This window comes from Pseudomonas sp. AC112 (assembly GCF_979253545.1).
Map to the genome: position 1 here is coordinate 5,482,603 of NZ_CEEDCM010000001.1, position 25,782 is coordinate 5,508,384.

The 25,782-nt window shown below is 60.4% G+C and carries 20 protein-coding genes; 11 read left to right on the plus strand and 9 right to left on the minus strand.

What is annotated here, in order from left to right; all coding sequences use genetic code 11:
• Window positions 1-455: 455 nt before the first annotated feature.
• Window positions 456-1,766, minus strand: coding sequence for an MFS transporter (locus AC0IYN_RS25665; RefSeq protein ID WP_406597509.1), 1,311 nt, complete (start codon window positions 1,764-1,766; stop codon window positions 456-458).
• 162 nt (window positions 1,767-1,928) lie between these two features.
• Here AC0IYN_RS25665 and AC0IYN_RS25670 point away from each other — a divergent pair, with 162 nt between their 5' ends.
• The 4 genes from AC0IYN_RS25670 to AC0IYN_RS25685 all read left to right on the plus strand — a co-directional run bounded on the left by AC0IYN_RS25670 (window position 1,929) and on the right by AC0IYN_RS25685 (window position 5,958).
• A complete protein-coding gene (locus AC0IYN_RS25670) occupies window positions 1,929-3,035 on the plus strand; it encodes a sugar diacid recognition domain-containing protein (RefSeq protein WP_099492093.1) in 1,107 nt (368 codons plus the stop codon).
• A gap of 91 nt (window positions 3,036-3,126) precedes the next feature.
• Window positions 3,127-4,266: a glycerate kinase gene (locus AC0IYN_RS25675; RefSeq protein WP_471843911.1), complete on the plus strand. Its 1,140-nt coding sequence runs from the start codon at window positions 3,127-3,129 to the stop codon at window positions 4,264-4,266.
• Window positions 4,267-4,319: 53 nt separating this feature from the next.
• Window positions 4,320-5,384, plus strand: coding sequence for a DUF1176 domain-containing protein (locus AC0IYN_RS25680; protein ID WP_457267300.1), 1,065 nt, complete (start codon window positions 4,320-4,322; stop codon window positions 5,382-5,384).
• A 61-nt stretch (window positions 5,385-5,445) separates the two neighbouring features.
• The gene (locus AC0IYN_RS25685) at window positions 5,446-5,958 is read left to right on the plus strand and encodes a GNAT family N-acetyltransferase (RefSeq protein ID WP_406597512.1); all 513 of its coding nucleotides are present in this window, start codon (window positions 5,446-5,448) and stop codon (window positions 5,956-5,958) included.
• Here the strand turns inward: AC0IYN_RS25685 and AC0IYN_RS25690 are convergent.
• The 3 genes from AC0IYN_RS25690 to ccoN all read right to left on the minus strand — a co-directional run bounded on the left by AC0IYN_RS25690 (window position 5,955) and on the right by ccoN (window position 8,375).
• Window positions 5,955-6,647, minus strand: a complete 693-nt coding sequence (locus AC0IYN_RS25690) for an aspartate/glutamate racemase family protein (RefSeq protein ID WP_457238930.1) — start codon at window positions 6,645-6,647, stop codon at window positions 5,955-5,957. The two genes, AC0IYN_RS25685 and AC0IYN_RS25690, sit on opposite strands and share 4 nt — an antisense overlap.
• An 89-nt stretch (window positions 6,648-6,736) precedes the next feature.
• Window positions 6,737-6,946, minus strand: coding sequence for a cbb3-type cytochrome c oxidase subunit 3 (locus AC0IYN_RS25695; RefSeq protein WP_457238931.1), 210 nt, complete (start codon window positions 6,944-6,946; stop codon window positions 6,737-6,739).
• Window position 6,947: 1 nt separating this feature from the next.
• Entirely contained in the window at window positions 6,948-8,375 is a 1,428-nt protein-coding gene (ccoN, locus tag AC0IYN_RS25700) for a cytochrome-c oxidase, cbb3-type subunit I (RefSeq protein WP_406597515.1), read from the minus strand.
• A gap of 359 nt (window positions 8,376-8,734) precedes the next feature.
• Between ccoN and AC0IYN_RS25705 the strand changes: the two genes are divergently transcribed.
• Window positions 8,735-9,229 carry a hypothetical protein gene (locus AC0IYN_RS25705; RefSeq protein ID WP_406597516.1) on the plus strand — a complete coding sequence of 165 codons (495 nt, stop codon included), beginning with the start codon at window positions 8,735-8,737 and terminating at the stop codon, window positions 9,227-9,229.
• A 153-nt stretch (window positions 9,230-9,382) separates the two neighbouring features.
• On the plus strand, window positions 9,383-10,054 hold the full coding sequence (locus AC0IYN_RS25710) for a DUF3313 domain-containing protein (protein ID WP_471843916.1): 672 nt from the start codon (window positions 9,383-9,385) through the stop codon (window positions 10,052-10,054).
• A 3-nt stretch (window positions 10,055-10,057) separates the two neighbouring features.
• Here the strand turns inward: AC0IYN_RS25710 and AC0IYN_RS25715 are convergent, their stop codons facing one another.
• The 5 genes from AC0IYN_RS25715 to AC0IYN_RS25735 form a co-directional block, all read right to left on the minus strand.
• Window positions 10,058-11,041 carry a DUF3829 domain-containing protein gene (locus AC0IYN_RS25715; protein ID WP_471843918.1) on the minus strand — a complete coding sequence of 328 codons (984 nt, stop codon included), beginning with the start codon at window positions 11,039-11,041 and terminating at the stop codon, window positions 10,058-10,060.
• The gene (locus tag AC0IYN_RS25720; RefSeq protein ID WP_471843920.1) at window positions 11,038-12,585 is read right to left on the minus strand and encodes a J domain-containing protein; all 1,548 of its coding nucleotides are present in this window, start codon (window positions 12,583-12,585) and stop codon (window positions 11,038-11,040) included. The genes AC0IYN_RS25715 and AC0IYN_RS25720 overlap by 4 nt, the downstream gene beginning before the upstream one ends.
• Window positions 12,586-12,711: 126 nt before the next feature.
• A complete protein-coding gene (locus AC0IYN_RS25725; RefSeq protein ID WP_406597520.1) occupies window positions 12,712-14,112 on the minus strand; it encodes a DUF1254 domain-containing protein in 1,401 nt (466 codons plus the stop codon).
• A 328-nt stretch (window positions 14,113-14,440) separates the two neighbouring features.
• The gene (locus tag AC0IYN_RS25730) at window positions 14,441-14,806 is read right to left on the minus strand and encodes a response regulator (RefSeq protein WP_406597521.1); all 366 of its coding nucleotides are present in this window, start codon (window positions 14,804-14,806) and stop codon (window positions 14,441-14,443) included.
• 219 nt (window positions 14,807-15,025) lie between these two features.
• Window positions 15,026-18,829: a hypothetical protein gene (locus AC0IYN_RS25735; RefSeq protein ID WP_471843923.1), complete on the minus strand. Its 3,804-nt coding sequence runs from the start codon at window positions 18,827-18,829 to the stop codon at window positions 15,026-15,028.
• A 251-nt stretch (window positions 18,830-19,080) separates the two neighbouring features.
• On the opposite strand from AC0IYN_RS25735, the gene AC0IYN_RS25740 reads away from it, so the two are divergent.
• The 5 genes from AC0IYN_RS25740 to AC0IYN_RS25760 all read left to right on the plus strand — a co-directional run bounded on the left by AC0IYN_RS25740 (window position 19,081) and on the right by AC0IYN_RS25760 (window position 25,660).
• Complete coding sequence (locus tag AC0IYN_RS25740) at window positions 19,081-22,584, plus strand: response regulator (protein WP_457267293.1); 3,504 nt, start codon at window positions 19,081-19,083, stop codon at window positions 22,582-22,584.
• On the plus strand, window positions 22,585-23,415 hold the full coding sequence (locus AC0IYN_RS25745; RefSeq protein WP_371857052.1) for a CheR family methyltransferase: 831 nt from the start codon (window positions 22,585-22,587) through the stop codon (window positions 23,413-23,415).
• The gene (locus AC0IYN_RS25750; protein WP_406597524.1) at window positions 23,412-24,017 is read left to right on the plus strand and encodes a chemotaxis protein CheB; all 606 of its coding nucleotides are present in this window, start codon (window positions 23,412-23,414) and stop codon (window positions 24,015-24,017) included. The genes AC0IYN_RS25745 and AC0IYN_RS25750 overlap by 4 nt, the downstream gene beginning before the upstream one ends.
• Complete coding sequence (locus tag AC0IYN_RS25755) at window positions 24,011-25,204, plus strand: hybrid sensor histidine kinase/response regulator (protein WP_457267292.1); 1,194 nt, start codon at window positions 24,011-24,013, stop codon at window positions 25,202-25,204. Before AC0IYN_RS25750 ends, AC0IYN_RS25755 begins: the two co-directional genes overlap by 7 nt.
• 78 nt (window positions 25,205-25,282) lie before the next feature.
• Entirely contained in the window at window positions 25,283-25,660 is a 378-nt protein-coding gene (locus AC0IYN_RS25760; protein ID WP_078048504.1) for a response regulator, read from the plus strand.
• The last annotated feature ends 122 nt before the right edge of the window (window positions 25,661-25,782 follow it).

Below are 25,782 nucleotides of genomic sequence, written 5' to 3' on the forward strand. Positions count from 1 at the left end.
CTGCGAAGGCGGCCTGGCAGCCGACCTGGATGTTGGATCTGATCGGGTACATATCCGTTATTTGGGTAACGGCTGGTATGGGTTCCGCCCTTACGACGGGTCACTTTGGAAAAGAGCCCCAAAGTAACCAAAGGGCTCTTGCCCCAACACTCGGCACCTCGCCTAGGCTCGGTGTGCCCGTAATCCGACAGTGATTTGGGGGGCCGCCGCCACGCGCCATCCATGGCGCGGGGCGGCTAAACCGGCATCCCTGCCGGTTTACCCCCCAAATCCCTGTCGAATTCCGGCCAGCGTGTTTGACGGGGCGCCTGAGATCAAAGGCAACATCAAGATCAAGAGCGACTCGCTTCGCATCGTGGTTACCGTGGTTACCGTGGTTGCCACAGTTGTGCAGATACCTATGTTGTGTAGACACCTCTGCTCATCGCCGGCAAGCCGGCTCCTACAGGCAAGGGTTACGCCTTGAGGGTTCGGGTCATTCGCAGCGCCAGCGCGCTACCGGCGACGATTACAGCCGCCAGCAGGTATAGCGCCATATCCGTGGACCCGGTGGCATCCTTCACAAAGCCGACGATGTACGGGCTGAGGAAGCCGGCCATCTGGCCCATGGAGTTGATCAACGCCAGGCCACCGGCCGCCGCGCCGGCACTGAGCATGGCGGTGGGCACCGGCCAGAACATCGGCAGGCCGGTCAGTGCGCCCATGGTGGCGATGGTCAGGCCGAGGATTGCAATGGCCGGGGTGGTGGCGAAGTTCACCGCAATCACCAGGCCGATAGCGCCCATCAACATCGGCACCACCAAGTGCCAGCGGCGCTCCTTGCGCAAGTCGGCAGAGCGCCCCACCAGCAACATGAACACCGCCGCCAGCAAATACGGGATCGCACTGAGCCAGCCAATCACCAGGTTATCGCTGAACCCCAGGTTCTTGATGATCGACGGCAGCCAGAAGTTGATCGCGTACACGCCGCTCTGGATGCAGAAGTAGATCAGGCCGAACGCCCAGATCGCCGGGTTCTTGAACACTTCGGCGAGCGAATCGGTGGTGGTTTTCGGCTTGTTGGCCAGGTCGGTCGCCTGGTCGGCTTCCAGTACCGCACGCTCGTGGGGCTTGAGCCACTTGGCATGGGCAAAGCTGTCACTGAGCAGGAAGTAGGCGAGGGCGCCCAGGATCACGGTCGGGATACCTTGCAGCAGGAACATCCACTGCCAACCGGCAAGGCCGCCTTGGCCGGCCGCGAAGTGGTTGAGGATCCAGCCGGAGAACGGGCTGCCCAGCAGGCCGGACACCGGGATGGCCGACATGAATAACGCCATGATCCGCCCACGGCGGAACGTCGGGAACCACTGCGAGAGGTACAGCACCACGCCAGGGAAGAAGCCGGCTTCGGCGGCACCGGTAAACAAGCGCAGGGTGTAGAAATGCGTCGGCGTGGTGACGAACAGCAGGCAGGTGGACAGCGTGCCCCAGACGATCATCATCAACGCAATCCAGCGCCGTGGACCGAACTTGGTCAGCGCCAGGTTGCTCGGCACGCCGCACAGCACGTAGCCGATAAAGAAGATCCCGGCACCGAGGCCGTACACGGTTTCGCTGAATTTCAAGGCATCGAGCATCTGTAACTTGGCAAAGCCAACGTTTACCCGGTCGAGGTAGTTGAACAGATAGCAGATGAAAATGAAGGGGATCAGGCGCAGGGTAATGCGCTTGTAGATGGCGTTTTTATCGTCATCGGTGGCCAGTGTGGCGGCGGCGCTCTGTGACATGGGAGTCTCTCTTTATTATGATTTTTTGCGATGCGAAGGTAACGTTGATCGCCCAAAGAGTCTCGACCACCTGGCACGCCGCTGTCTTTGTGCTTGCGCACAGTGAAGCAGCTATTGCGCTGTGCTGATGAACAACCCATCGCTTTCTAGGAAATTAGCCCCATGTTCGAGCTGGATCATGACTTGGCGCAGAATATTGTCGATCGCACCATGGCGATCCTGCCCTACAACGTCAACGTCATGGACAGCCAGGGCCTGATACTCGGCAGTGGCGAGCCTGAGCGTATCAACACCCGCCATGAAGGCGCGCAACTGGTGCTCGCCAATGGCCGCGTGGTGGAAATCGATGGCCAGACCGCCAAGCACCTCAAGGGCGTGCAGCCGGGGATCAACCTGCCGTTGCTGCATGACGGCCGCCTGATCGGCGTGCTCGGTATTACCGGCGAGCCGGAAGGCCTGCGCACCTACGCCGAACTCGTGCGCATGACCGCCGAAATGCTGGTGAGCCACCGCCACCAACAGGCCGAGCAGCAATGGCGGCGCCAGCGCTGTGATGACCTGCTGGCGCTGCTGCTGGCCGAAACCGGCGACTCGCCGCGCCTGGTGGACGAGGCCCAACAACTGGGGCTAAAGCCGCAGATGGCGCGTACGCCGTACCTGTTCGAACTGGGCGCGGGGCAATCGGCGGAAGCCTTGAGCGCTTGGCTGACCTCGCGTTATCCGGACAGCTGGTGCGTCAGCTCGGCGCAATATTCCTTGCTGTGGTGCCGGCCGGCGGCGGTGCAGGTCGACAACCCAAGGCTGCTGGAAAAACTTGAAGGCCACGGTTGGAATATCCTGCGCGTTGCCGTTGGTGGCCAGGCGGATGGGCTCGCGGGGCTGCGTCGTTGCTATCGCCGCGTGGGCGATCTGCTTGCTTATGGCCGCGATGTGTTGCCGCAGTCACGGCTGCTGACCCTGAACCGCTATCGTCTGCCGGTGATGCTCTGGCGCCATCGCAACGACGATGCCCTCGACGAGTTGCTCAACCCCCTGCGTAAAGTGCTGGCCAAGGACGGCAACGGCCAACTGCTGGCGACGCTGCGCAGTTGGTGCGATCACGACGGGCAAAGCCAGGCCTGCGCCGATGCCCTGGGCATTCACCGCAACAGCCTGCGCTACCGCATGGAGCGTATCGCCGAACTCAGCGGTGTCGACCCTTTGACCCTGGATGGCATGCTGGCGTTGTACCTTGGCGTGCAGTTGTTGCCCCAATCTTTGTCGGAATGAACAACAAAGCTCATCCGGACTTGTGCATCGGACCGGCGTCAGCGGCGGTGCCAGCTGGCAGCATGGGCGTTATAAAAACCGGAGAAAGCCCATGAAAATCATCATCGCCCCCGACTCGTTCAAGGACAGCCTGAGCGCCGAAGGCGTCGCCCAGGCCATTGCCGCCGGGTTGGCCCAGGTCTGGCCGGATGCACAATTGATCCAGTGCCCGATGGCGGACGGCGGTGAAGGCACGGTGGAGTCGGTGCTTGCGGCGTGCAATGGCCAGTTGCGTCACCAGACCGTACGTGGCCCGCTCGGTGCAGCGGTCGAAGCGCATTGGGGCTGGTTGGCCGACAGCCACACCGCAATCATCGAAATGGCCGAGGCCAGCGGCCTGCAGTTGGTACCGCCAGGGCAGCGCGATGCGTGCAAGACCAGCACCTATGGCACCGGCGAACTGATTCGCGCGGCCCTGGATGCCGGCGCTGAACGCATCATCCTGGCGATTGGCGGCAGTGCCACCAACGATGGCGGCGCTGGCGCGATGCAAGCGCTCGGCGTGCGGCTGTTCGACGCCGAGGGGCAACCGCTGCCACCTGGCGGCCTGGCCCTGGCGCGCCTGGCCGATATCAACCTTGATCAACTCGACCCACGCCTGGGCCAAGTGCGCTTCGACATCGCCGCCGACGTCAACAACCCGCTGTGCGGCCCCCACGGTGCCTCGGCGATTTTCGGCCCGCAAAAAGGCGCGAGTCCCGAGCAGGTCCAGCAACTGGACGCCGCCCTCGGCCACTTCGCCGATCACTGCGCTAACGTCTTGCCCAACGATGTACGCGACGAACCCGGCAGTGGCGCCGCCGGCGGCCTGGGCTTCGCCGCCAAGGCCTTCCTGGGCGCGCAGTTCCGTGCCGGCGTTGACGTGGTAGCCGAACTGGTCGGCCTGGACGAAGCCGTCCGTGGCGCCGACCTGGTCATCACCGGCGAAGGCCGCTTCGACGCCCAGACCCTGCGTGGTAAAACCCCGTTCGGCGTGGCGCGTATCGCCCAGCAACACCAGGTGCCCGTCATTGTGATAGCCGGCACATTGGGCGAGGGTTACGAGCAGATGTACGCCCATGGTGTAGACGCGGCTTTCGCGTTGCCATCCGGGCCGATGAGCCTGGAGCAGGCGTGCAGTGAAGCACCGCGTTTGCTCAGCGAACGGGCAGCCGATATTGCGCGGGTGTGGCGCATCGCCAGCAAGCGCTGACGTGCAAGGACGAACATGGGACAATCCGCGCCTTTTTGACACGGAGAGTCCCGATGCTGCGTCCCGCATTCCTGGCCCTGTTACTCACCAGCGCCGCTGCCCAAACCTTCGCCCAAACGCCCGCTGAAACCGTGCCGCTGCTGCGCGAGATCAAGCAGTGGGTGGTCGGTTGCGACAACCTGCGCAATTGTCATGCGCTCAGCGCGCCCAGTGGCGTGGATGAAGAGGACTACAGCTCGCTGACATTGCACCTCTGGCATCAAGCTGGGCCAGAGGGCTATTTGCGTCTGCGCTTTGATCATCGAGGTCAGGATGTCGACCTTTCCACCTTGCTGCTGGACGGTAAGCCCCTCGGTCTGGAGTTGACCCGGGATCTGCACGTCGAGCTGGACGACCAGGGCGGTGATCCCGAGGTGCAGTCTTACGGTGTGATCGAGGACGCTGCGGCGCGTCGCTGGTTGCAGCGTCTACGCAACGGGCAGCGTTTGCAGTTGCCGGGTGATGAGCAGGCGCACGTGTCGCTGAGCGGGCTGAGTGCTTCGCTGCTGTTGATGGACGCGGTCCAGGGGCGGGTGGAAAACGTGACAGCCCTGGCCCGAACAGGCAAGGGCGCGGCCAGTGACGTGCCACCGCGTATGCCGACGCCGGTACTGCGCAAGTTTATTGCACCACCCGTCCTGACCACCCAGGAGCAGGCGAGCCTGATGGCCGCTGCGTTGCAGGCGGTTAGGCCGGAGGAGGGAGAACCCGAGGCAACGGCTGGGGCGCTGACGGCGCAACAGGCAATAACGGTGGTGCGTTATGACTGTGCAGCCTACAACTGTGAGTACGACGTCAACAGCCGTAAACGGCAGGCGCCCTACGACGAAACCAGCCTTGCCATACAGCCGCTGCCCTTGGATGGCGCCGCGCTTCAGGGTTCGGTGTGGTTTGACGAAGCCACCGGCACCCTGAGCTATTTCTATAAGCTGCGTGGGATCGGTGACTGCGGCGGCACAGGGTCCTGGGTATTTGACGGCGAGCGCTTGCGGCTCAGCGAGTTTCGCATGATGCCGCGCTGCACCGGGGTGGCTTCGGGTGATTGGCCGGCGTTGTGGTCGACCCATACAGCCCCCTAGCCATCCGGCGGCAACGCCCCCTACACTGGCCGGCCACTTGTCTTTCAAAGGATGAAACACAATGCACACACCTGAACCCCATATCGTGATCCAGCGCTTTACCGAGGCCCACCTTGAAGGTGTCGCGGCGCTCTATAACGAACCGGCCGTGTGCCGTCAGGTGCTGCAAATGCCTTTCCAGTCGGTGGAGGCGTGGCGCAACAGGCTGGTCCAGGACAACGAACGGCGGCTACAGCTGGTGGCTGTGCACGGTGGTGAGGTGATCGGCCAGCTGGGCCTGGAACAATACCTGCGTGTGCGTCAGGCCCACGTCGGTTCGTTCGGCATGGGCGTGGCGACGGCGTGGCAGGGCAAGGGCGTCGGCTCGCGGCTGTTGTCGGCCGCGCTGGACGTGGCTGACAACTGGATGAACCTGCGCCGGGTAGAACTCACGGTGTACGCCGACAACGAAGCGGCGCAAGCGCTGTACCGTAAATTCGGCTTCGAGGTCGAAGGCGTATTGCGCGATTACGCCCTGCGTGATGGCCGGTTTGTCGACACCGTGAGCATGGCCCGCCTGCGCAAGTCTGCTTAGTCCTGCAAGGCAAACGCCACCGCAGCCTGCGCATGCAGCTCGGTGGTGTCCAGCAGCGGCAGGTCGCTGTGTTCGGGCTTGATCAGCAGGCTGATTTCCGTGCAACCCAGGATGATCGCCTGGGCCCCGCGTGCGGCCAGGGATTCGATCACCCCTTGGTACACCTTGCGTGACGCATCGCTGATCACGCCGACACACAATTCTTCATAGATGATCCGGTGCACGGCCTGGCGTTCGTCCGCCTCGGGCACCAGCACGGTCAGGCCCTGGGCGGCCAGGCGCGATTTAAGGAAATCCTGCTCCATGGTGAACGCGGTGCCGAGCAGGCCAACCGTGAGCGTGCCGGCTTCCACGGCCGCCGCACCGGCTGCATCCGCGATGTGCAGGAACGGAATCGACACCGCCGCTTCTATACGCGGCGCCACCAGGTGCATGGTGTTGGTACACAGCACCACGCACTCGGCGCCCCCCGCCTGCAGGCGGCGCGCGGCATCTTCGAGGATCAGCGCGGTGTCGTCCCAGCGACCGGCGTGCTGGGCCTGTTCCACTGGGCCAAAATCCACGCTGTACATCAACAGCTGCGCCGAGCGCAGCGGCCCAAGCTGGTCGCGCACGCGCTGGTTGATGATGCGGTAGTACTCGGCGCTGGATTCCCAGCTCATGCCGCCGATAAGGCCGATGGTGCGCATGCGAAACTCCTGACAAGGAAAGTCGCCTCACCTTACGCACCAGCCGTGGATTAGTCATACGCAGTTAGCGGCGAAATGACCGGTGCAGTTCACATGTCCTGGTTGACCCAGCCTGGCCTCGGCGCTTGCGGCGCCACCGCGTTGACCTGCTTGCCGGTCGCCAACTCCACGCGCCGCGCCACTTCCGGGTCATCGGCGAAGGGGATCAGGCTGGCATCCTCCAGGCTCTTGTCGCACTGGCCATGCAGGCAGTATTCCACCGCGCTATACAGGCACATCACCATCAGCAAGCTCCACATCTCAGGCGATCCTTGCGTCAAGCCGGGCCATGTTCAGGTCTGCGACCCGCACCGTACGCCAGGTGTTGTAAGCCATCAGCAGCATCCCGGTGAGAAAGAACACTCCCCCGGCAAAGCGCACTACAAACCCGGGGTGGCTGGCCTGCAAGGCCTCGACAAACGAGTAGGTGAGGGTGCCGTCATCGTTGACTGCCCGCCACATCAGGCCCTGGGTAATGCCGTTGACCCACATCGAGGCGATGTACAGCACCGTGCCGATGGTCGCCAGCCAGAAGTGCAGGTTGATCAGCGGCACGCTGTGCATTTGCTCGCGGCCGAATACTTTGGGGATCATGTGGTACAGCGAACCAAAAGTGATCATCGCCACCCAGCCCAGTGCGCCGGCGTGGACGTGGCCGATGGTCCAGTCGGTGTAGTGGGAGAGGGCATTGACCGTCTTGATTGCCATCATCGGGCCCTCGAACGTCGACATGCCGTAGAACGCCAGCGACAACACCAGGAAACGCAGGATCGGGTCAGTGCGCAATTTATGCCAGGCACCGGACAAGGTCATCATGCCGTTGATCATCCCGCCCCAGCTGGGCGCCAGCAGGATCAGCGACATCGCCATGCCCAGGGACTGCGCCCAGTCCGGCAGCGCGGTGTAGTGCAAATGGTGCGGGCCAGCCCAGATGTACAGGGTGATCAACGCCCAGAAGTGCACGATGGACAGGCGGTAGGAGTACACCGGGCGCCCGACTTGTTTGGGCACGAAGTAGTACATCATCCCCAAAAAGCCTGTGGTCAGGAAAAACCCTACCGCGTTATGCCCGTACCACCACTGCACCATGGCATCCGTCGCGCCGGCATACACCGGGTAGGACTTGAACCAGTCCACCGGAATCGCCAGGTGATTGACCACATGCAGCATGGCGATCACCAGAATGAACGCGCCGAAAAACCAGTTGCCCACGTAGATATGCCGGGTCTTGCGCCGCACCACGGTGGTGAAAAACACGATGGCATACGCCACCCACACGACGGCCATCCACACGGCGCCGGTGAACTCGATCTCGGCGTACTCCTTGGTGGTGGTGTAGCCCAGCGGCAAGCTGATCAACATGATCAGGATGACTGACTGCCAGCCCCAGAAGGTAAACGCAGCCAGGCGGTCGGAAAACAACCGCACCTGGCAAGTGCGCTGTACCGCGTAATAGCTGGCGGCAAACTGTGCGCTGCCGGCAAAGCCGAAGATCACCAGGCTGGTGTGCAACGGCCGCAGGCGGCCAAAGGTGGTCCAGGGCAGGTCCAGGTTCATCTCGGGCCAGACCAGTTGCGAGGCGATCCACACGCCCATGGCCATGCCCACCACGCCCCAGACGATGGTAGCGATCACGAATTGGCGCACGACCTTGTAGTTGTAGGCCTGCCCGGTTATTGCGGTGCTCATGCTCAGTCCTCCCACGGTTCCAAGTGGCGGCACTGTAGGAAGCGTGGGTAAAACAAAACAGGCTCAGAAAAACATCATTGTTGCGGATCAGTTTATTTAGCCTGAAATCGCTGCTTCTGGCCCATCTGATCCGGTTTATATCCACCCACCTGAATCTTCAATGCACTGCGCTGCAAGCGCATAGTCGCCCCATAGAAGCTGCGCCCTGGCGCGCGGCCAACCCTATCGGCATCTTGGGTGTCGATAAAGAGCTGTACGTGGGGCAACCGGCGTGAGGCGTGCAGGCGTTAATCATACGCAGAGGCAGCGCATCTGCCATGATCAGGCTTCGCAACCAGGCTCACCCAAGGAATTCCGCAATGGACGATGTACAGCAACTGGGCGAGATGCTTCGTCATTACGCCGACAGCGAAGCGCATAAAAAGCAGCAATTCGACGTGCAGTCCGCCCGCTGGGCGCAAAAACTCGATGAGTTGTTCGGGCAGATCGAGCAATGGCTTGAGCCGGTGAAGACGGTGGGGTTGCTGGAGGTGCGCCGCGAGGCCTATGTCGCCAATGGCCCGAGCGTGCCGGTGGAAGCATCGACCTTCAAGACCGAAAAACTGACCGTGCAGATCACCGGCAAACCGGTTGAATTCGTGCCGGATGTGATGGGCGCGGGCGGGTTGATCTCTGTGTCGGTCATGGGCTTGACTGCTGCACGGCATGGCAGCGTGTCACTGGTGTTGCCCGCAGACAAAAACGACTGGCTATGGAAGAAAACCAACGGCCTGAAAGACCCGGACACCTTTGGCTTCGACGCCAACTTCCTCGCCTCGCAGTTGCAAAGCCTGATTCCACGCGAACGTGGCTGATATTACGCGTTATCGTTGACGATCATCGCAGGCAAGCCGGCGCCTACAGGGGTGGCAGACCTATCAAACAGACGCTGGAAGTAAGGCGGATTGGCCAGGATTGGCTATACCTACAGCTCCATGTCTCGATGATGATCGCCAGGGAGTTCAATGATGAAACTAAGGCTAATGATCAGTACGCTGTGCGTGGCGTCGATCGCCATGACCGGCTGTGCCAGCAAGGTCACTCAACCGGATGAGTACTCCGGCTTTCTCTCGGACTACAGCCAGCTCAAGGAAGCCAAGTCCCCCTCGGGTGCCGAGGTGATGCGCTGGGTCGATCCCAAGCTGGACCTGAGCCGCTACACGGCGGTGTACATCGAGCCGACCCAGTTCTACCCCAAACCCCAGGCCACCACGAAAATCCCCGACAGCACCCTCAACGGCATCAACACTTATTACAACCAGGCGCTCAAGCGTGAACTGGAAAAATCCCTGCCCCTGGCCAACGGACCTGGCCCCGGCGTGATCGTGGTGCGTGCGGCGATCACCGCCGTGAGCAGCAAGACCGAAGGCCTCAAGCCCTATGAATTCATCCCGGTGGCGCTGGTCGCAGCGGCGGTGAGCACTGGCACCGGCATCCGGGACCAGGAAACCACCCTGGGCACCGAGGCGCAGTTTCTCGACGGTTCAAGTGGCAAGGTGATTGCCCAGGTGGTGCGCAAAGGCACCGGTAAGCCACTGGCCAATGACTCACAGGTGATGAAGGCCGACGACGTGAAAGGCGTGATCGATGGCTGGGCGTCGGACCTGCATCAGTCGTACCTGAAGCTGAAAAAGCACTAGCGGTTAATACACGTTCCTCGCCGGCCGGTTGTAGAAGCTGAGCAGGATGTCGTAGCGACGGGTGACAAGGAAGTAGTCGTCACTCAGTCGCTGCGGCGTGGCGTGGTCCAGCCAGTCCTGGTGCAGGGTGCGCATTGCCTTGAGGTAGTCGTCGGCGGAGGAGCGGGTGGCGTACCAGAGGTGAATGGCCTCTTCCTCACGCTTGTCGCGCGGCATTTTTACCAGGAAGGCCTGGCTGGCGTCGCTGGCCTGTTGCAGCGTATCGATCAGGCTGAGCAGTTGTTGCGGCGTCAGGCTGGCGTCGCGCACGCCCTGGTCTATCTGGTTCACTGCCTGGCGGGCCGCGATCATATGGTTGAGCAGGTGCCAATGCAGGTCCCGGCCAAACCGTGATTCCAGCAGTGCCAGTTGGGCGGGGCGCACACGGATGTCTTCCTCTTCCAACAGGTTGCGCAACGCGGCGGAGGCCTTCAGGTAGGCTTCGCCCCGCTGGTCCAATTGCCCTTTCAGGCTATTGTTCATGGCTTGCGCTACTATTTGCCGCGCGTTCAGCGGCATGCCATTGATCTGCACAGGCTCGACCATGTCGGCCAAGGACGTGAATGAGTTCAGCTTGTCGGCATAGGTCGTGGCGAGCTCAAGCAAATGGCTGCCGGGCTGCTGGTGCTGCAGTTTGAGCGTGTACAGCTGCGAGCAGACGGCCGCCTGGATAAGCCTCGGTTCAGGTTCGTCACGGTCGCCAAACTTATCCTGGCTGGGCGTTTCGGGCTGTGGCGATTGCATGCGGTAGTAGGCCCGGCGCGTATCCCGGTCGATACGGTTCACGCAGTCAATAATCGGTGCCAGTGCACTGGCCGTGGCGGTGTAGGGACTGTCGCGCTGGTCCAGCCAGAACTGCACGCGTTGCAGCGGCTTGGTGGCGCCGGCAACCCCAAGCAATCCCAGGCCCAGCACCAGGCCGATGGGTAACAACCATTTCGGATTCATTGCTTGGCCTCCTGGCCATACCACTGCGCGTGGGTGGCAGGGGCCTGGCATTCCGGCGCCGAGCGTGGCATGCGGCTGCACAAGCGTTCGGTCCACTGTTGCAGGCCCTGGTTACGAGTGACGAGGTGCTGGTTGTCGAGCAGCACCAAGCCGACGTACAGCCCAACCCCGCAGACGAAGAACAGCACCATGCCCAGCGCGCTCCAGCGGGGATGGCGGGTGGTCCACGGGGTGTGGTGATCCATGAACGGTCGCTTGGCCACGCCGATGGCGGCCAAGGCCACCACCAGGGTCAGGCTGGCAAAGGGCCCGAACGCATAACCCAGCGCGGCGGCGAGGATCAGCCCAGGCACCAGGTCGCGTATCGGCAGCAACGGCAAGTGCGTCGGGCTGAGCGCGCGTGGCAGGCGGGCACTGAGTTGCTCATCCAGCACCCGGTACTGGTGGGCCAGGGGCCGCCAGACCTGCCAGGCCAACCCGGCGCCGGTCACCGCGCCCACGGCCCAGAGCATGCCGTAGCCCAGGGTTGGCACCACATTGCCAACCAGAGGGTCGGCGTTTACCAGCACACCCACCAGGCAACTCAGGAACAGTGCGACGATCCACGGCCAGGTGTCCATGGCCGTGTCCCAGCCTTGCCAGAAATACACGGTACCACCGGGCATGGCTTCGGCTTCGGCCACGTGCTCGGCGTAGATATCGGCACTGAGCGTCTGGCAGGCTTTCCAGTCGTGCTCGTCCAGGCGTTGGGCGAATGCGCGGCGCTGGCCCAGGCTCATGGGTGCCAGCAGCAACCGCGCGGCCCGTTGTTGTGGGCTGAAGGGCGGCTCGCTGGCCATGACACGCTGGCGCGCGATGAAGGCCGGTGCTTGTTGACGCCGCAACAGCACCGCCCAGTCGCCGGCAGGGCAGTCATGATCTGCACCGCCGTGCCAGTTCTGGCCGGTACACACCGCCTCGAAGACGGCGCTCGACCAGTAATGACTCTGCGCCAGCAGCCGCGCCAGCCATTGATTGAACCACTCGGCATGCGGGTGATTGTTCACCCAGGGGCACGCCGAGCGTGCCGCGTAGGCGGCCAGGAAGGCGGCTTCGTCCTTTTGCTCCAGGGCCTGGCGCAAGGGTTGCTGCAATGCCGCTCGGTGTTTGCGCTCAAGCTTTTCGATCAGCTCGCCGGGCAGTTCCAGGCGCTGCCAGGCCGTCAGCCAGTTGAAGGTTGCAAACGCCCAGCGGGTTTCGTCGGGGCTGAGATCGTTTTCGATATCGCGCAACAATAGGTGGATTTCAACGTGCAGGGCGCTGCCATCGGCCATTGCCGCCTGATACTGCTCATCCAGGGTGTTGCCCCGGGTTTCAATGACCACCTCGTCGGCTTCCTGCAACCCCTGGTGCCACTCCAGCGCGGCCTCATAGGCTTCGCGCAGGCGTTGAAACCCTTCGGGGTCATCATCCGGCCGGGTTTGCTTCAGCAGCGCGGCGTAGGTGCGCTTGATCGTGCGGCTATCGGCATCCGGCGGCAGGCCAAGGACATTCCAGCAAGTCATGTGCGGTGCAACTCCCTAAACAATCGCGCGCACATTACCGGTTTGGCACAGGTTGAGGAAGGTGCGCATCAGGGCGCGTGAGTCGTCGATGCCCGGTCAATCCCTGTCGCGACCGGGCACGCGGTGTTACTTGAGCGGGGTCAGGGGCGGCAGCTTCCATTGACCGTTGCCCACCTCAGGCTTGGGCAGGTAAATGCGCAACACGGCATAAAACGGACCCGGTGGGGCCGGCAACCAGTTGCTTTGTTCGGCTTTGGGTGGCTCGTGGTGCTGCAGCGCCAGGGTCAGGCCGCCATCGGCGTCGCGCTTGAGGCTGGAGAGCATCCGCGAGTTGATCAGGTAGCGTTTCTTATGGTTGGGCACCAGCAGTTTGGTCTTGGCGTCATACATGGTCAGTGACCAGAATGCGTCGGCGGGTGGCAGTTGGTCCTTGGCGAAATGCACGGTGTAGCTGTGGCGCGCGCCGTTGGCGGGCTTGCCTTCGCTGTCGACGAAGTAGCCGAGATAAGCCGCTTCGTCGGTGGAGTTGCCGAAAATGCCCATGTCGGCGCCGGCGTAGCGGTACAGGTAGTTGTTTTTCAGGCGGTCGCGGCTGCCGAACAGCTCACCACTGGAGACCTGGTGGGTGTCAATCTTGTCCTTCTTGAATGCGGCGAACTCGGCGCGTGCATCCGAGATACCGTCTTCCAGGGCCTTGCGTTGTTCGGCGGTCAATTCCTTGACCTTGAACGGTGCGCCCGGGGCGATCCCGATCTTGGCAAACCGCGCCAGCAGGTCTTTTTCACTGTCCTGCGGTGCGGCGAAGGCCAGCATGAAGTTCAGGTAGCGAAACAGTTGCGGGCCTTCGGTCATGGTTGCCATGGGCTTGGGCCATTCGATCTTCGGCGGCTTGGCGGGGGCGGGTTGCTTCACGTAGCTGCTCAACGGCTGCACTTTGTAGCCGCTCTGGATCTGCTTGACCTTGTTCAGGTCTTTTTCATCAAACAGCTGCGTGCGGTACAGGGCGTAGGCGATATTGCTTTCGCTGTACACCACACGGTCGATGTCCACCGGCTGCTGACCCTTCCAGTCGGGACCGGCGATCATGTAGTGGCCGCCGTTGTTGCCGGTGCTGCGGGTGCCCAGGTAGGCGAAGTTCTGGGTATAGAGGTCGATCAACTGCACCGAGTAGTAGCGGTTGTCGTCGATCTTGGGCAGGGTCAGCACCTGGGGCTCGCTGCGCAGGTCCAACCATACGAAGGAGTAGGGCGTGTCTGAGTTCGGGGTGACGAAGGCGGTGTCCTTGGGCGTGAACACCTGGGCAGTGTTGCCGATGTGATTGAACGGCGCCTTGAAGTTGGCCCCGCCCTTGTCGACGGCTTGGGTGTAGAGCGTCTTGTACATCTCCACCACCGGGTAGCCATACAAATAGGCTTCCTTGGCGATGGCCCGGGCTTCGCTGGGGGTTGCGGTGAAATCGGCCCAGGCGCCGGTACTCATGAGTATCGAGAGGCTCGCCAACAGCAGGCGCGTCGGTTTTCCAATCATGTTGTTGCGTCCTTCCAGAGATCTTTTTTAAGGGCGTGGGATGAAAACGCCGAGTTAACCGGTTTATTTGTCGAACGTCACGTTAATCCCTGCGAACACCGTGAACTCGTGCGAGCCGTTACCCTGGCTCGCCACTGTCCACTGTAGCTCGACATAGGCATTGAAGAGATGACTGCCGGCTTTCCAGGCGTTGCCCGCACCAACACCGATGGGAATCTAGTGGGTGTCGTTCTTCGAATCGAAGGTTCAGGTGCCGGTGGAGCGCAGGTATCAGCCCCTCGGCAGGCGATGGTCGCAAGTGGCCGCCCTGATTGGGCGGCAGCGGGGCTCAGGCGGCGGGCAGCATCGATTTGACTTTATCGCGCAACTGATCGATGGAGAATGGCTTGGCAATCACCTGCATGCCGGCAGGCACGTCAATGTTTTCCGCGTAGCCGCTGGCAAACAGGATGGGCAAGGCAGGGCGCAGTTGGCGTACCTGGTCTGCCAGTTCCTTGCCACTCATGCCTGGCAGGCCCATGTCGGTCATCATCAGGTCGATGGTCTGTTGGTTATTTTCAACCACTTTGAGCGCCTCCTCGGCGTCAGCGGCCTCAAGCACCACAAACTCCAGTTCTTCGAGTACATCGACGATCAACATGCGCACGATGGCGTCGTCTTCGACTATCAGGATGGTGGAGGGGGTGACGGACATAATAAAAAATTCCCAAGAAGTGGAGGCGCCGGCCTATCGCTGTCGAATGACCATTTTCTAATGAGTCATGGCGATGTCGGCAAGTTCCCGAAAGCCGGCTTGCATTGTGCCGGTGTTGGAAGGGAATGTCGCGTCCGGACGCCGGCAGTCGACGAGAATACCCGGCATTTCATCAGGGTGAGTGCCGGGTCAGAACATCCAGCTATCGCTTTGTGTCAGTCAAGGTTTGGGGATCACCAGCGGTTGCGAAATCATACGGAAGGGACCTTGAATGTCGCCTACGGTATTCATCAATGGTAATTCATCAAAGTCCGAGACTTTATAAGCGAGCGTTTCGGCGCGTGGCTTGAACAGGTCACTGGTGGAGCCGCTGTTCATGGCACGCTCGATGCCCTTGCGCATGGCTGCCTCATTCGCAAAGGTGGCAATCCCTAGATTTGGATCATAATAAAACCAGGTTTTTTCAGTGCCTTTAACCGTCACGCCGGCTGTAATCGCATGGACCTCATTGCTGATCTGCAGCTGTTTTGAAACCTGGGCGTTCGATAGTTCAGCAATGATGCCCGCTGGCGTCATGTCGCGAGTGGCCTGGTCTACGTGGAAGTTGTACCGGAGTGTTCCATGGTAGCGGTGCAGAGTGTTGCGAAACGCCTGCGTATTGGGATGGTTGGGGAAGGCCATTGCGATGTGGAGGTTGTCAATCAGCGTGGCGGACTTTCCCTCCTTTATCGCGTAGGCCATTAATTGCGCCATCCCCGCACATTGTCCCTGTGAATTCGGTTGAACCTGGCTGAGGTAGAAGCCTTGGGGCAAGTGGATGACTGTGCCACCCGCCGCGCGCATTTCGTCGCCGAACTTCCTGGCGAGCTCTAAATTGAAGGTGACTGTTCGTTTTTCGACCTGCCGGGCTAAAAAGCCAATCTCTGCGGACGAGCGACCGGGTTGTAATGCCAGCTCCTGAAGTTCAGCAATTTTCATCGTAGGTGAGTAACCAGTGACTGATTCGGGCTTGCCCCCGAGATAACCGTTCTCGAACGTTTTAAAGTCATTCAGCTTGACCTTATCAGTCTTCGCAAAGAATCTGTTTGGAAGCTCTTCCAGATCTTCAATTCGCCGGACCAGGCTGCCTATTTCCTCAGCGGATCGCTCGCTTGCCAATGATAATTGCTTGATCTCCTTGACGGACAAGCTTGGCGAGTAATCAGCGATCTTTGGCGGCATCGCGCGGTCATATCCGCGGTTGAAACCCGCAAGGTCGGTTTGCAGGGCCTTGACACGGGAGGCTTCAAAATCCCGTGCGTAATGAGGGTTGGCGGCAGGTGAGCTGAACCAGCTGGTTAGCCAGTTACTGGCGTCCAATGGAGTGTCTGCCTTGATCTTGCCTCCAGCCGTCAGTCTGGAAGGTTGGAAATCTTTCAGTGGCCCACCATAGGCTTTCGTGTTGGCGGCGTCATAGTTGTACCACTTGCCGTCTTTGAACACCGCCACTGCCGGGACATCCTGATCAAGCACCTTGATAGAACCTATGGCCATTGCGTCGTAGCCTTTGCCCGCAGCCTTGAGCAAATCATAAGTACCGCTCTTGCCCGTGAGCGTATTGATCCACTGAGAGACCTTCTGGAACCCATTGCCGATACGTTTCGCTCCCCCTACGGCGAGGTCACCCACGCCACCCAATGGGTTGAGCGCGCTGAAGGTCGCTATGCCGATGGTTTTGACCGTCCGCGCCACTCTGGTCGCAGTGGAGACCGCGGTGCCGGCGATTTTGGCCAGTTTTCCCGCAGTGCCTGCGCCAGCGGTCAGGAAACCAAATACGTCCAGGGCAAGATCGAATAGGCCGCTGCCAATGTTGCCCTGGCGAAAACTCTGGATTGCGGAACGAAAAGGAATCAGGTCTAGTATGAAATCGTTGGTGACTTCGGCTCTCTTGCGATTCTTGTCCGCAGTGGTAATGCCCCGCGCCTGTTGCTTGATAGCGGGATCGTCGAGGTTGATATGCTCGACAAAGGCGTCGGCGATGTACTGTGTGCGAGCCGAACTGAAGCTGTCCAGGCGCGGGCTATCTGACGATAATGATTGTTCATCACTCAGGTTTGCTGCACTTGCTTTGGGTGTGAACGCCTTCGTTTCATACACCAGTTTGGCATGTCGGGTAGAGTCGGGCTGTGCCAAAACTTCCGGCACTTCTAGGATACGTCCAGCGTTGAAGTCGATCTCATAGGCAGTGGCACGCCCGTTGACTTCCGTTCTTACCAGTAATTTCTGGTCTATGGGAAAAGCCGTCTTGGCGAAGAAACCTGCCCCCAGTTGATGAGAGTGGGTTTGATAGAAAGTGACCTTGCCATATTCAAATTTTTTGCGGTCTTGCGCAGGCAGTTGAGCAATCAAGTGTTTGATAGAGGTACTGACCGCCTCTTTTTTTTCCTGAATTGTGTCGTTGAATTGCGATTCAAACTTAGCTGGCGCGCCAAAGTATGGGTTGGCGTTCAATGTCGCCAGAGGCACACGACTGTCGCGAGTGCTGAAATGCAGGTCGGCATTGGTCAGCCCCATCATGGCGATGTCCAGCATCGAGTGTGGGCCTACTTCTATGACGGGGGTTTCTACAACCACGCCATTGGAATTGCGCCTTTTCGTCAACACGTGGATAAGTCTTTCTTCAAACATTGCTTCGTGGTCGGGAAAGCGTGTTTTAAGCTCGGCCAGTGCGACTTCTCTGCGAGAGGGTATGTCTTTTTCAAAGGCCTGTGTCGCGCTCGTCATCAAGGAATTGCGCGCATTGAAGGTCGTGACCAACGTAGTCAGCTCCTCGGCTGTATACGCAGCGTCGGCCTTTTTTGCTAATACGCTATTGGCTACGCCCCAATCGATCAAGGCTTCACGTTTAACCGCTTCGGTGACGGCCGGGTCGGCCACGCCAGCGCTCCTGGCCGCCAGCATGACTTCGGCAAAGCTCATGTTGGGGACTTTGCCCGGTGTCTGGGCTTCTATGGTCGCCGCGGCAACCGCCAGGTTGACCCAGGCCGGGCTACCATAGGTCACGCTGCCGGGGATGTCTTTGATCAGGAACACAGGCGCACGGGTTGCCAACAGCAGGTGGGCGGCTGCACCCGCCAGCTCTGGGCTGGTTTTTTTCTCCTTCACCAGGTGTGTGCTCAACGCGTCAATTACCACCGACGCCGGCATGCCTTGGTGTTTAGCGCTGGCCAGGTCGAAACCGGCGATGATATTACGCTGTGGATTTGCGATGGATTCAGGGTCCAGCTGCACGTTGAGTGCCGCGAGAAGGTAGTCCGTGACGCTGCTTTCGGTGGGCAGGCCCTGCATCTGCTCCTGAAGGTTTTTGCCCAGTCGTTGCGCATCGGGCGAACCGATCAGCGCGTTAACGGTACTGATTGGATCCCGCAGCGTTTCAGGTGGGAGAGATGCCCGTTGCCTTAAAAACTCCAGTAAGAGGCCTTTGGTCTGCATGACCAAAGGCTTGTCCGGAGCGTCGCCATAACTCAGCGTGAAAAGGCGTAAACGCCGCTGCTCATCTGTGCTGAGAGGTACTGGCCAGCTCAACGCCCCTCCCAGGTTACCCAAGGGATGTTCGAGCGACCTTTGGACAAACGCGCCCCCCAGGCCGGTGAGCGTATGTTGGCTGTCAGGTAAAAACTTGTCGTAGCTATTGATAAAACACTCAAGCGTGGTGGTGCCGCCCGCCACTTTGTAGAAGGCCGAGTCTGGATGGATCACCACGGTGGCTTTGAGTTCTTTTTGCACTTGCGCTTTGGAGGCATTCGGCCCTAACAGTCGGGCAATGTCCTCAAGCTTCTGCCCAATTGTCTTCAAGTTACGTTTATGGGCCAACTTTTCCTTGAAGGTCACGGCCTCAGGGACGAATACAATGGTCGGCAGTGATGCCGTTTGGTCTGGGGTTTTGTCGTTCGAAACGGGCGTTCCGGTCGCCAGTGGTGCGGGTTGTTGCGAGGAGATAGTGTCAAAGGTCGTACGGGCACGAGAGTCTAACGTGATAGTCATTGAGGCACCTTTACCAGGAAGAGGGGAGACGTCTCTCATAACGGAACCTCCTTTTTCCCAAGACCCTCTTTCTGTGGGACTGTAGGACATCCACGTTCCGGTTGTGGCGTCGGTAGACTGTAAGGCGATATGACTCGGCTGTTTTTTCTCGTAACGATCAGGCTTCTGCTGCAAATCAACGTGAAAACATAGCCCTGGCGCCTGATATTCGGGCAAACTCTCGGTTTTCCGTATTTGGCCAAGGCATGCCCATGACTCCCGCGTCGTCCGTCGATGAAAAGAGCTTTCGTACCCTCCTGAGCCGAAACGTGGCATTGCCCCTGGGTGTGGGCGTGCTCAGCGCGGTGTTTTTCGTCGTTTTGATCACCTATTTACTGTCGGTGATCCAGTGGGTGGAGCACACCGACCGGGTCATCAATAACCTCAACGAGTCGTCCAAACTGACGGTCGACCTGGAGACCGGCATGCGCGGTTTCCTGATCACCGGCGACGAGCATTTCCTTGACCCCTATGAGGTTGCCAAGCCGCGCATCATTGCCGACCTGCGCAACCTGCAGGACCTGGTGGCGGACAACCCGCAGCAGGTTGACCGCCTCAAGCGCCTGGAAGCCCTGCAGGCCGAGTGGAACAAGTACGCCCAGTCGATGATTGACATGCAGCGCACCAGCGGCGACTACCGCAGCGCGGTCAAGGCCGGCCGTGGCAAGCGCCTGACCGATGAGATCCGCAAGGAATACGACGATGCGGTGGCGATGGAGCAGCAGTTCCGCATCACCCGAAATGAGGAAGTCACCCGCACCACGGTGATCAGCGTCACCCTGTACCTGGCCTTTGTGCTCGGCTTGAGTGGTTTCCTGGCTTACGTTGGTCGAAAGAATTTGGTCGCTTTATCAGAAAGTTACGGCGCAAACCTCGCGTCGCAACAGAAGATTGCCCGACGCCTGGAGCAGCAAGCCTGGCTGCGCAATGGCCAGACCGAACTGGCCGAACAAGTGCTTGGCCAGCTCACCCTCAACATGCTCGGCCGCAATATCCTGCAATTTTTTGCCCAGTACATGGGCTCGGCCGTTGCCGCGCTGTACGTGCGAGAAGAACACGGCGGCCTCAAGCGCGTGGCCACCTACGGTTTCTCCCGCGAGCAGGAACAGCGCGAGCAAGCGATCTACAGTGACGAGGGCATTGTCGGCCAGGCGGCCCAGCTGGATCGCCTGATTCGCCTGGACGACGTGCCGGTGGATTACTTCAAGGTCAGCTCCGGCCTGGGCGAAGGCCCGACCCGCAGCGTACTGGTCATGCCCACCAGCGATGATGACCGCGTCAATGGCGTGATCGAGCTGGGTTTCCTGCGCCCGCTGGAAGAGCGCGACGAAGAGCTGCTGGAACTGATCGCCGGCAATATCGGCACGTCCATCGAAGCCGCCCGCTACCGCCAACGCCTGCAAGAAGTGTTGGCCGAGACCCAGCAGCTCAATGAAGAGCTGCAAGTGCAGCAGGAAGAACTCAAGACCGCCAACGAAGAGCTGGAAGAACAGTCGCGCATCCTCAAGGAGTCCCAGGCCCACCTGGAAACCCAGCAGGCCGAGCTTGAGCAGACCAACGAACAATTGGCCGAGCAGACCGAGACCCTGGCCGAGCAACGCGACGCCATGGACCGCAAGAACATTGAGCTCAACCAGGCCCAGCTGGAGCTGGAAGACCGCGCCGAAGAGTTGCAACGCTCCAGCAAATACAAGTCCGAATTCCTCGCCAACATGTCCCACGAGCTGCGCACACCGCTGAACAGCTCGCTGATCCTGGCCAAGTTGCTGGCCGAGAACCCCCAGGAAAACCTCAGCGCCGAGCAGGTCAAGTTTGCCGAGTCGATCTATTCCGCCGGCAATGACCTGCTCAACCTGATCAATGACATCTTGGATATTTCCAAGGTCGAGGCCGGCAAGCTCGAAGTGCGTCCGGAAAACTCCAGCGTGGCACGCCTGGTAGACGGCCTGCGCGGGATGTTCGAGCCGTTGGCGGCCGACCGCAAGCTGGGGTTCCAGGTGGACGTGCAGGCAGGCTCGCCGACCATGCTGTTCACCGACCGCCAGCGCCTGGAACAGATCCTCAAGAACTTGCTGTCCAACGCGGTCAAGTTCACCGAGCAGGGTGAGGTCAGTTTGTCGGTGTCCCGCGCGTCGGGGGAGGGCATTGCCTTCACGGTTCGCGACTCCGGCATCGGCATTGCCCCGGACCAGCAGGAAAGCATCTTCGAAGCCTTCCGCCAGGCCGACGGCACCACCAACCGCCGCTATGGCGGCACTGGCCTGGGCCTGTCGATCTCCCGCGACCTGGCGACCCTGCTGGGTGGCTACATCAGTGTGACCAGCGAGCCAGGCAAGGGCAGTGTCTTCACCCTGGTATTGCCGGAGCAGTATGTAGAACGCGAAGAAGACGCGGCGCCGATCGAGCAGCCCCGCCAAGTGGTGGTGGCGCCCGCACCGGTTCCGGTGCCCGTCAAGGTGTCGCCGCTGCCGGTGGCCGATGCCAGCCAGATCCCACGCTTTGCCGATGACCGCGACAAGGCCCCGTTCACCACGCGCTGCATCCTGGTGGTGGAGGATGAGCCGAACTTTGCGCGTATCCTCTTCGACCTGGCCCACGAGCTGGGTTACAACTGCCTGGTGGCCCATGGCGCCGACGAAGGCTACAGCCTGGCCGAGGAGTACATTCCCGACGCGATCCTGCTGGACATGCGCCTGCCGGACCACTCCGGGCTGACCGTACTGCAACGCCTCAAGGAACACGCCAACACCCGGCATATCCCGGTGCACGTGATTTCCGTAGAGGACCGCGTGGAAGCCGCCATGCACATGGGCGCCATCGGTTATGCCGTGAAGCCCACCACCCGCGAAGAACTCAAGGACGTGTTCGCGCGCCTGGAAGCAAAGCTGACCCAGAAGGTCAAGCGCGTGCTGCTGGTGGAGGACGACGACCTGCAACGTGACAGCATTGCCCGCCTGATCGGCGACGATGATATCGAGATCACCGACGTCGGTTACGCCCAGGCCGCCCTGGACCTGCTGCGCACCAATATCTACGATTGCATGATCATTGACCTCAAGCTGCCGGACATGCTCGGCAACGAGTTGCTCAAGCGCATGGCCACCGAGGACATCTGCTCGTTCCCGCCGGTGATCGTCTACACCGGTCGCAACCTGACCCGCGATGAAGAGGCCGAACTGCGCAAGTATTCGCGCTCGATCATCATCAAGGGCGCCCGCTCGCCCGAGCGCCTGCTGGACGAAGTCACACTCTTTCTGCACAAAGTCGAATCCCAGCTGTCCCATGATCGCCAGAAGATGCTCAAGACCGCCCGCAGCCGCGACAAGGTCTTCGAGGGGCGCAAGATCCTGCTGGTGGACGACGATGTGCGTAACATCTTCGCCCTGACCAGTGCCCTGGAGCACAAAGGCGCGGTGGTGGTGATCGGGCGTAACGGCCGTGAAGCCATCGACAAACTCAATGAAGTCGACGATATCGACCTGGTGCTGATGGACGTGATGATGCCGGAAATGGACGGTTACGAGGCCACTGCCTTGATCCGCCAGGACCCGCGCTGGAAGAAACTGCCGATCATCGCGGTCACGGCCAAGGCCATGAAGGACGATCAGGAGCGCTGCCTGGCAGCCGGCTCCAACGATTACCTGGCCAAACCGATCGACCTGGATCGTCTGTTCTCACTGATTCGCGTATGGCTACCGAAGATGGAACGCATTTAAGTGGAGCGAAGTTTTTTGGAAAAAAGCAGCGACATTGAGCTGCGCCTGTTGATCGAGGCGATTTACCTCAAGTACAGCTACGACTTCCGGGATTACTCCGGCGCGTCGGTCAAGCGCCGCGTGGCCCACGCCCTGCGCCAGTTTGACTGCGCGACCATTTCCGCCTTGCAGGAGCGCGTGCTGCACGACCCGGCCGCGTTCATGCAGTTGCTGCAGTTCCTGACGATCCCGGTGAGCGAGATGTTTCGCGACCCGTCGCACTTCCTGGCAATCCGCCAGGAAGTGGTGCCGCTGCTCAAGACCTACCCGTCGATCAAGATCTGGATCGCCGGCTGCAGCACGGGCGAGGAGGTGTACTCCATGGCTATCCTGCTGCGCGAAGAGGGGTTGCTGGAGCGTACGATCATCTACGCCACCGACATCAACCCGGCGTCGCTGGACAAGGCCAAGCAGGGCATCTTTTCCCTGGAGAACGTGCGCGCCTACACCGCCAATTATCAGCAGGCCGGTGGGCAACGTTCATTTGCCGACTACTACACGGCGGCATACGATTACGCCATCTTCGATAAGACGCTGCGCGAGAATGTCACCTTTGCCGACCACAGCCTGGCGACCGATAGTGTATTCTCAGAAACTCAGTTAATTTCATGTCGTAACGTATTGATTTATTTCAATAAAAAATTGCAGGATCGTGCGTTTGGATTGTTCCATGAGTCGCTGTGTCATCGCGGCTTCCTGGTGCTGGGCAGCAAGGAGACGTTGGATTTCTCCGCGTTCGGCAAACAGTTCGAACCCTTGGTCAAACAGGAACGGATCTACCGGAAGCTATGAACCAAGCGTCTGCCAGCCCGGCATCGGTCCGGGGCATAGAAGCTATCGTCATCGGCGCATCCGCCGGTGGCGTGGAGGCGCTGCTGACAATATTTGGCCAATTGCCCGCAGATTTCGGCTTGCCGATCATCACCGTATTACACCTGCCGGACGAACGCCGTAGCCAATTGGCCGAGGTATTTGACCGTCGGGTTGCCATGCCGGTGGTGGAGGCGCGGGACAAGGAAGTGCTCAAGCCCGGCACCCTGTACTTTGCCGGCCCCGGTTATCACCTGTCGGTGGAGCATGACCGCAGCCTGTCCCTGAGCCAGGAAGACCGGGTGCACCATTCGCGGCCGGCGATTGATTTCCTGTTTGAATCCGCCGCCGATGCCTACGGCAAAGGCCTGATGGCAATCCTGCTGACCGGTGCCAACCATGACGGCGCCCGCGGCCTGGCTCACGTCAAGCAGCAGGGTGGTACCACCGTCGTGCAAGAACCCACTGAGGCACGTGTCGCTGTCATGCCACGTGCAGCCCTGGCGCTGCATTCACCCGACCACATTCTGACGTTGAGCCGCATTGGCTCACTGCTGGCTTCCCTGGAATATTCCCCATGTTAAGTACTGTCCAGGCCAAACTGCTGATCGTCGATGATCTGCCGGAAAACCTGCTGGCCCTCGAAGCGCTGATCAAGCGCGAGGACCGCCAGGTGTTCAAGGCATTGAGCGCCGACGAGGCCTTGTCCCTGTTGCTGGAGCACGAGTTCGCCATGGCGATTCTCGACGTGCAGATGCCCGGCATGAACGGGTTCGAGTTGGCCGAATTGATGCGCGGTACCGAAAAGACCAAGAACATCCCGATTGTGTTCGTCAGCGCCGCCGGCCGCGAACTCAATTACGCCTTCAAGGGCTACGAAAGCGGCGCCGTGGACTTCCTGCACAAGCCGCTGGATATCCATGCGGTGAAGAGCAAGGTCAATGTGTTCGTCGACCTGTACCGCCAAAGCAAGGCCATGAAGCTGCAGGTCGAAGCCCTGGAGCGCAGCCGTCGCGAGCAGGAACAGCTGCTGACGCGCCTGCAGGCCACCCAGGCCGAACTGGAGCAGGCCGTGCGCATGCGTGACGATTTCATGTCGATCGTCGCCCACGAAGTGCGCACGCCCCTCAACGGGCTGATCCTCGAGACCCAGTTGCGCAAGATGCACCTGGCCCGCGACAACGCTGCCGCGTTCACTCTGGACAAGATGCACGCCATGGTCGACCGTGATGAACGTCAGATCCAGAGCCTGATCCGCCTGATCGAAGACATGCTCGACGTGTCGCGCATTCGCACCGGTAAACTGTCGATACGCCCGGCACGTTTCGACCTGACACAGTTGGTGAGCAATCTCGTGGAGAACTTCGCGCCCCAGGTCGCGGCGGCGGACTCGACCATGACGCTGGTGGCCGATGGGCCGGTAGAGGGCAATTGGGACGAGTTCCGCATCGAGCAGGTGGTCACCAACCTGCTGACCAACGCCCTGCGCTACGGAGCCAAAAGCCCGGTTGAAGTGCGTGTGTACAGCGAGCACGGCGAAGCCCGTGTGGAAGTGCGCGATCACGGTATTGGCATCAGTGAAGACAACCAGAAGCGCATTTTCCAGCAGTTCGAACGGGTTTCCGCCAGCCAAGTGGCGGCGGGCCTGGGCCTGGGGCTGTTCATTTCCGAGCAGATCGTTGCGGCCCACGGTGGCGCTATCGAGGTCGAGAGCCAGATAGGCGAGGGCGCCTTGTTCAGGGTGTGCCTGCCCTTGCAGGCGTCGACATGAAATCAATCGTCACCTCGACGCAACCTCTGCGTGACCCCATGGTCGTAATTGCAGCAATTGACCGGACAAAGGCTTCCCATGAGTGAAGATGCACAAGATGTCGTTCTGATCGTCGAGGACGATGAATCCATTATGTTTGTGCTGGGTGAATACCTGGCGGGCCTGGGCTATCGGGTGTTGAAGGCGATCGATGGGGAGCAGGCCTTCGAAATCCTTGCCTCCAAGCCGCACCTGGACCTGATGGTCACCGATTACCGTTTGCCCGGCGGGATTTCCGGCGTTCAGATCGCCGAGCCCGCACTGCTGTTGCGCCCGGAATTGAAAGTGATCTTCATCAGTGGCTACCCGCAGGAAATTCTCGACTGCAACAGCCCGATCACGCGCAATGCGCCGATCCTGGCCAAGCCGTTTGACCTGGATACGCTGCAAGAGCATATCCAGCGCTTACTCGCGTGATGTCCTGCCGCTGATACATACGGTCATGCTTTGACGCGCCATTCCGTGGATTCATGACCCTCGTTTCCTGCACTCAGTATTGCAACTTCCTGCCTTCAGTGCCCTGAAGGCGAGATGAGTTT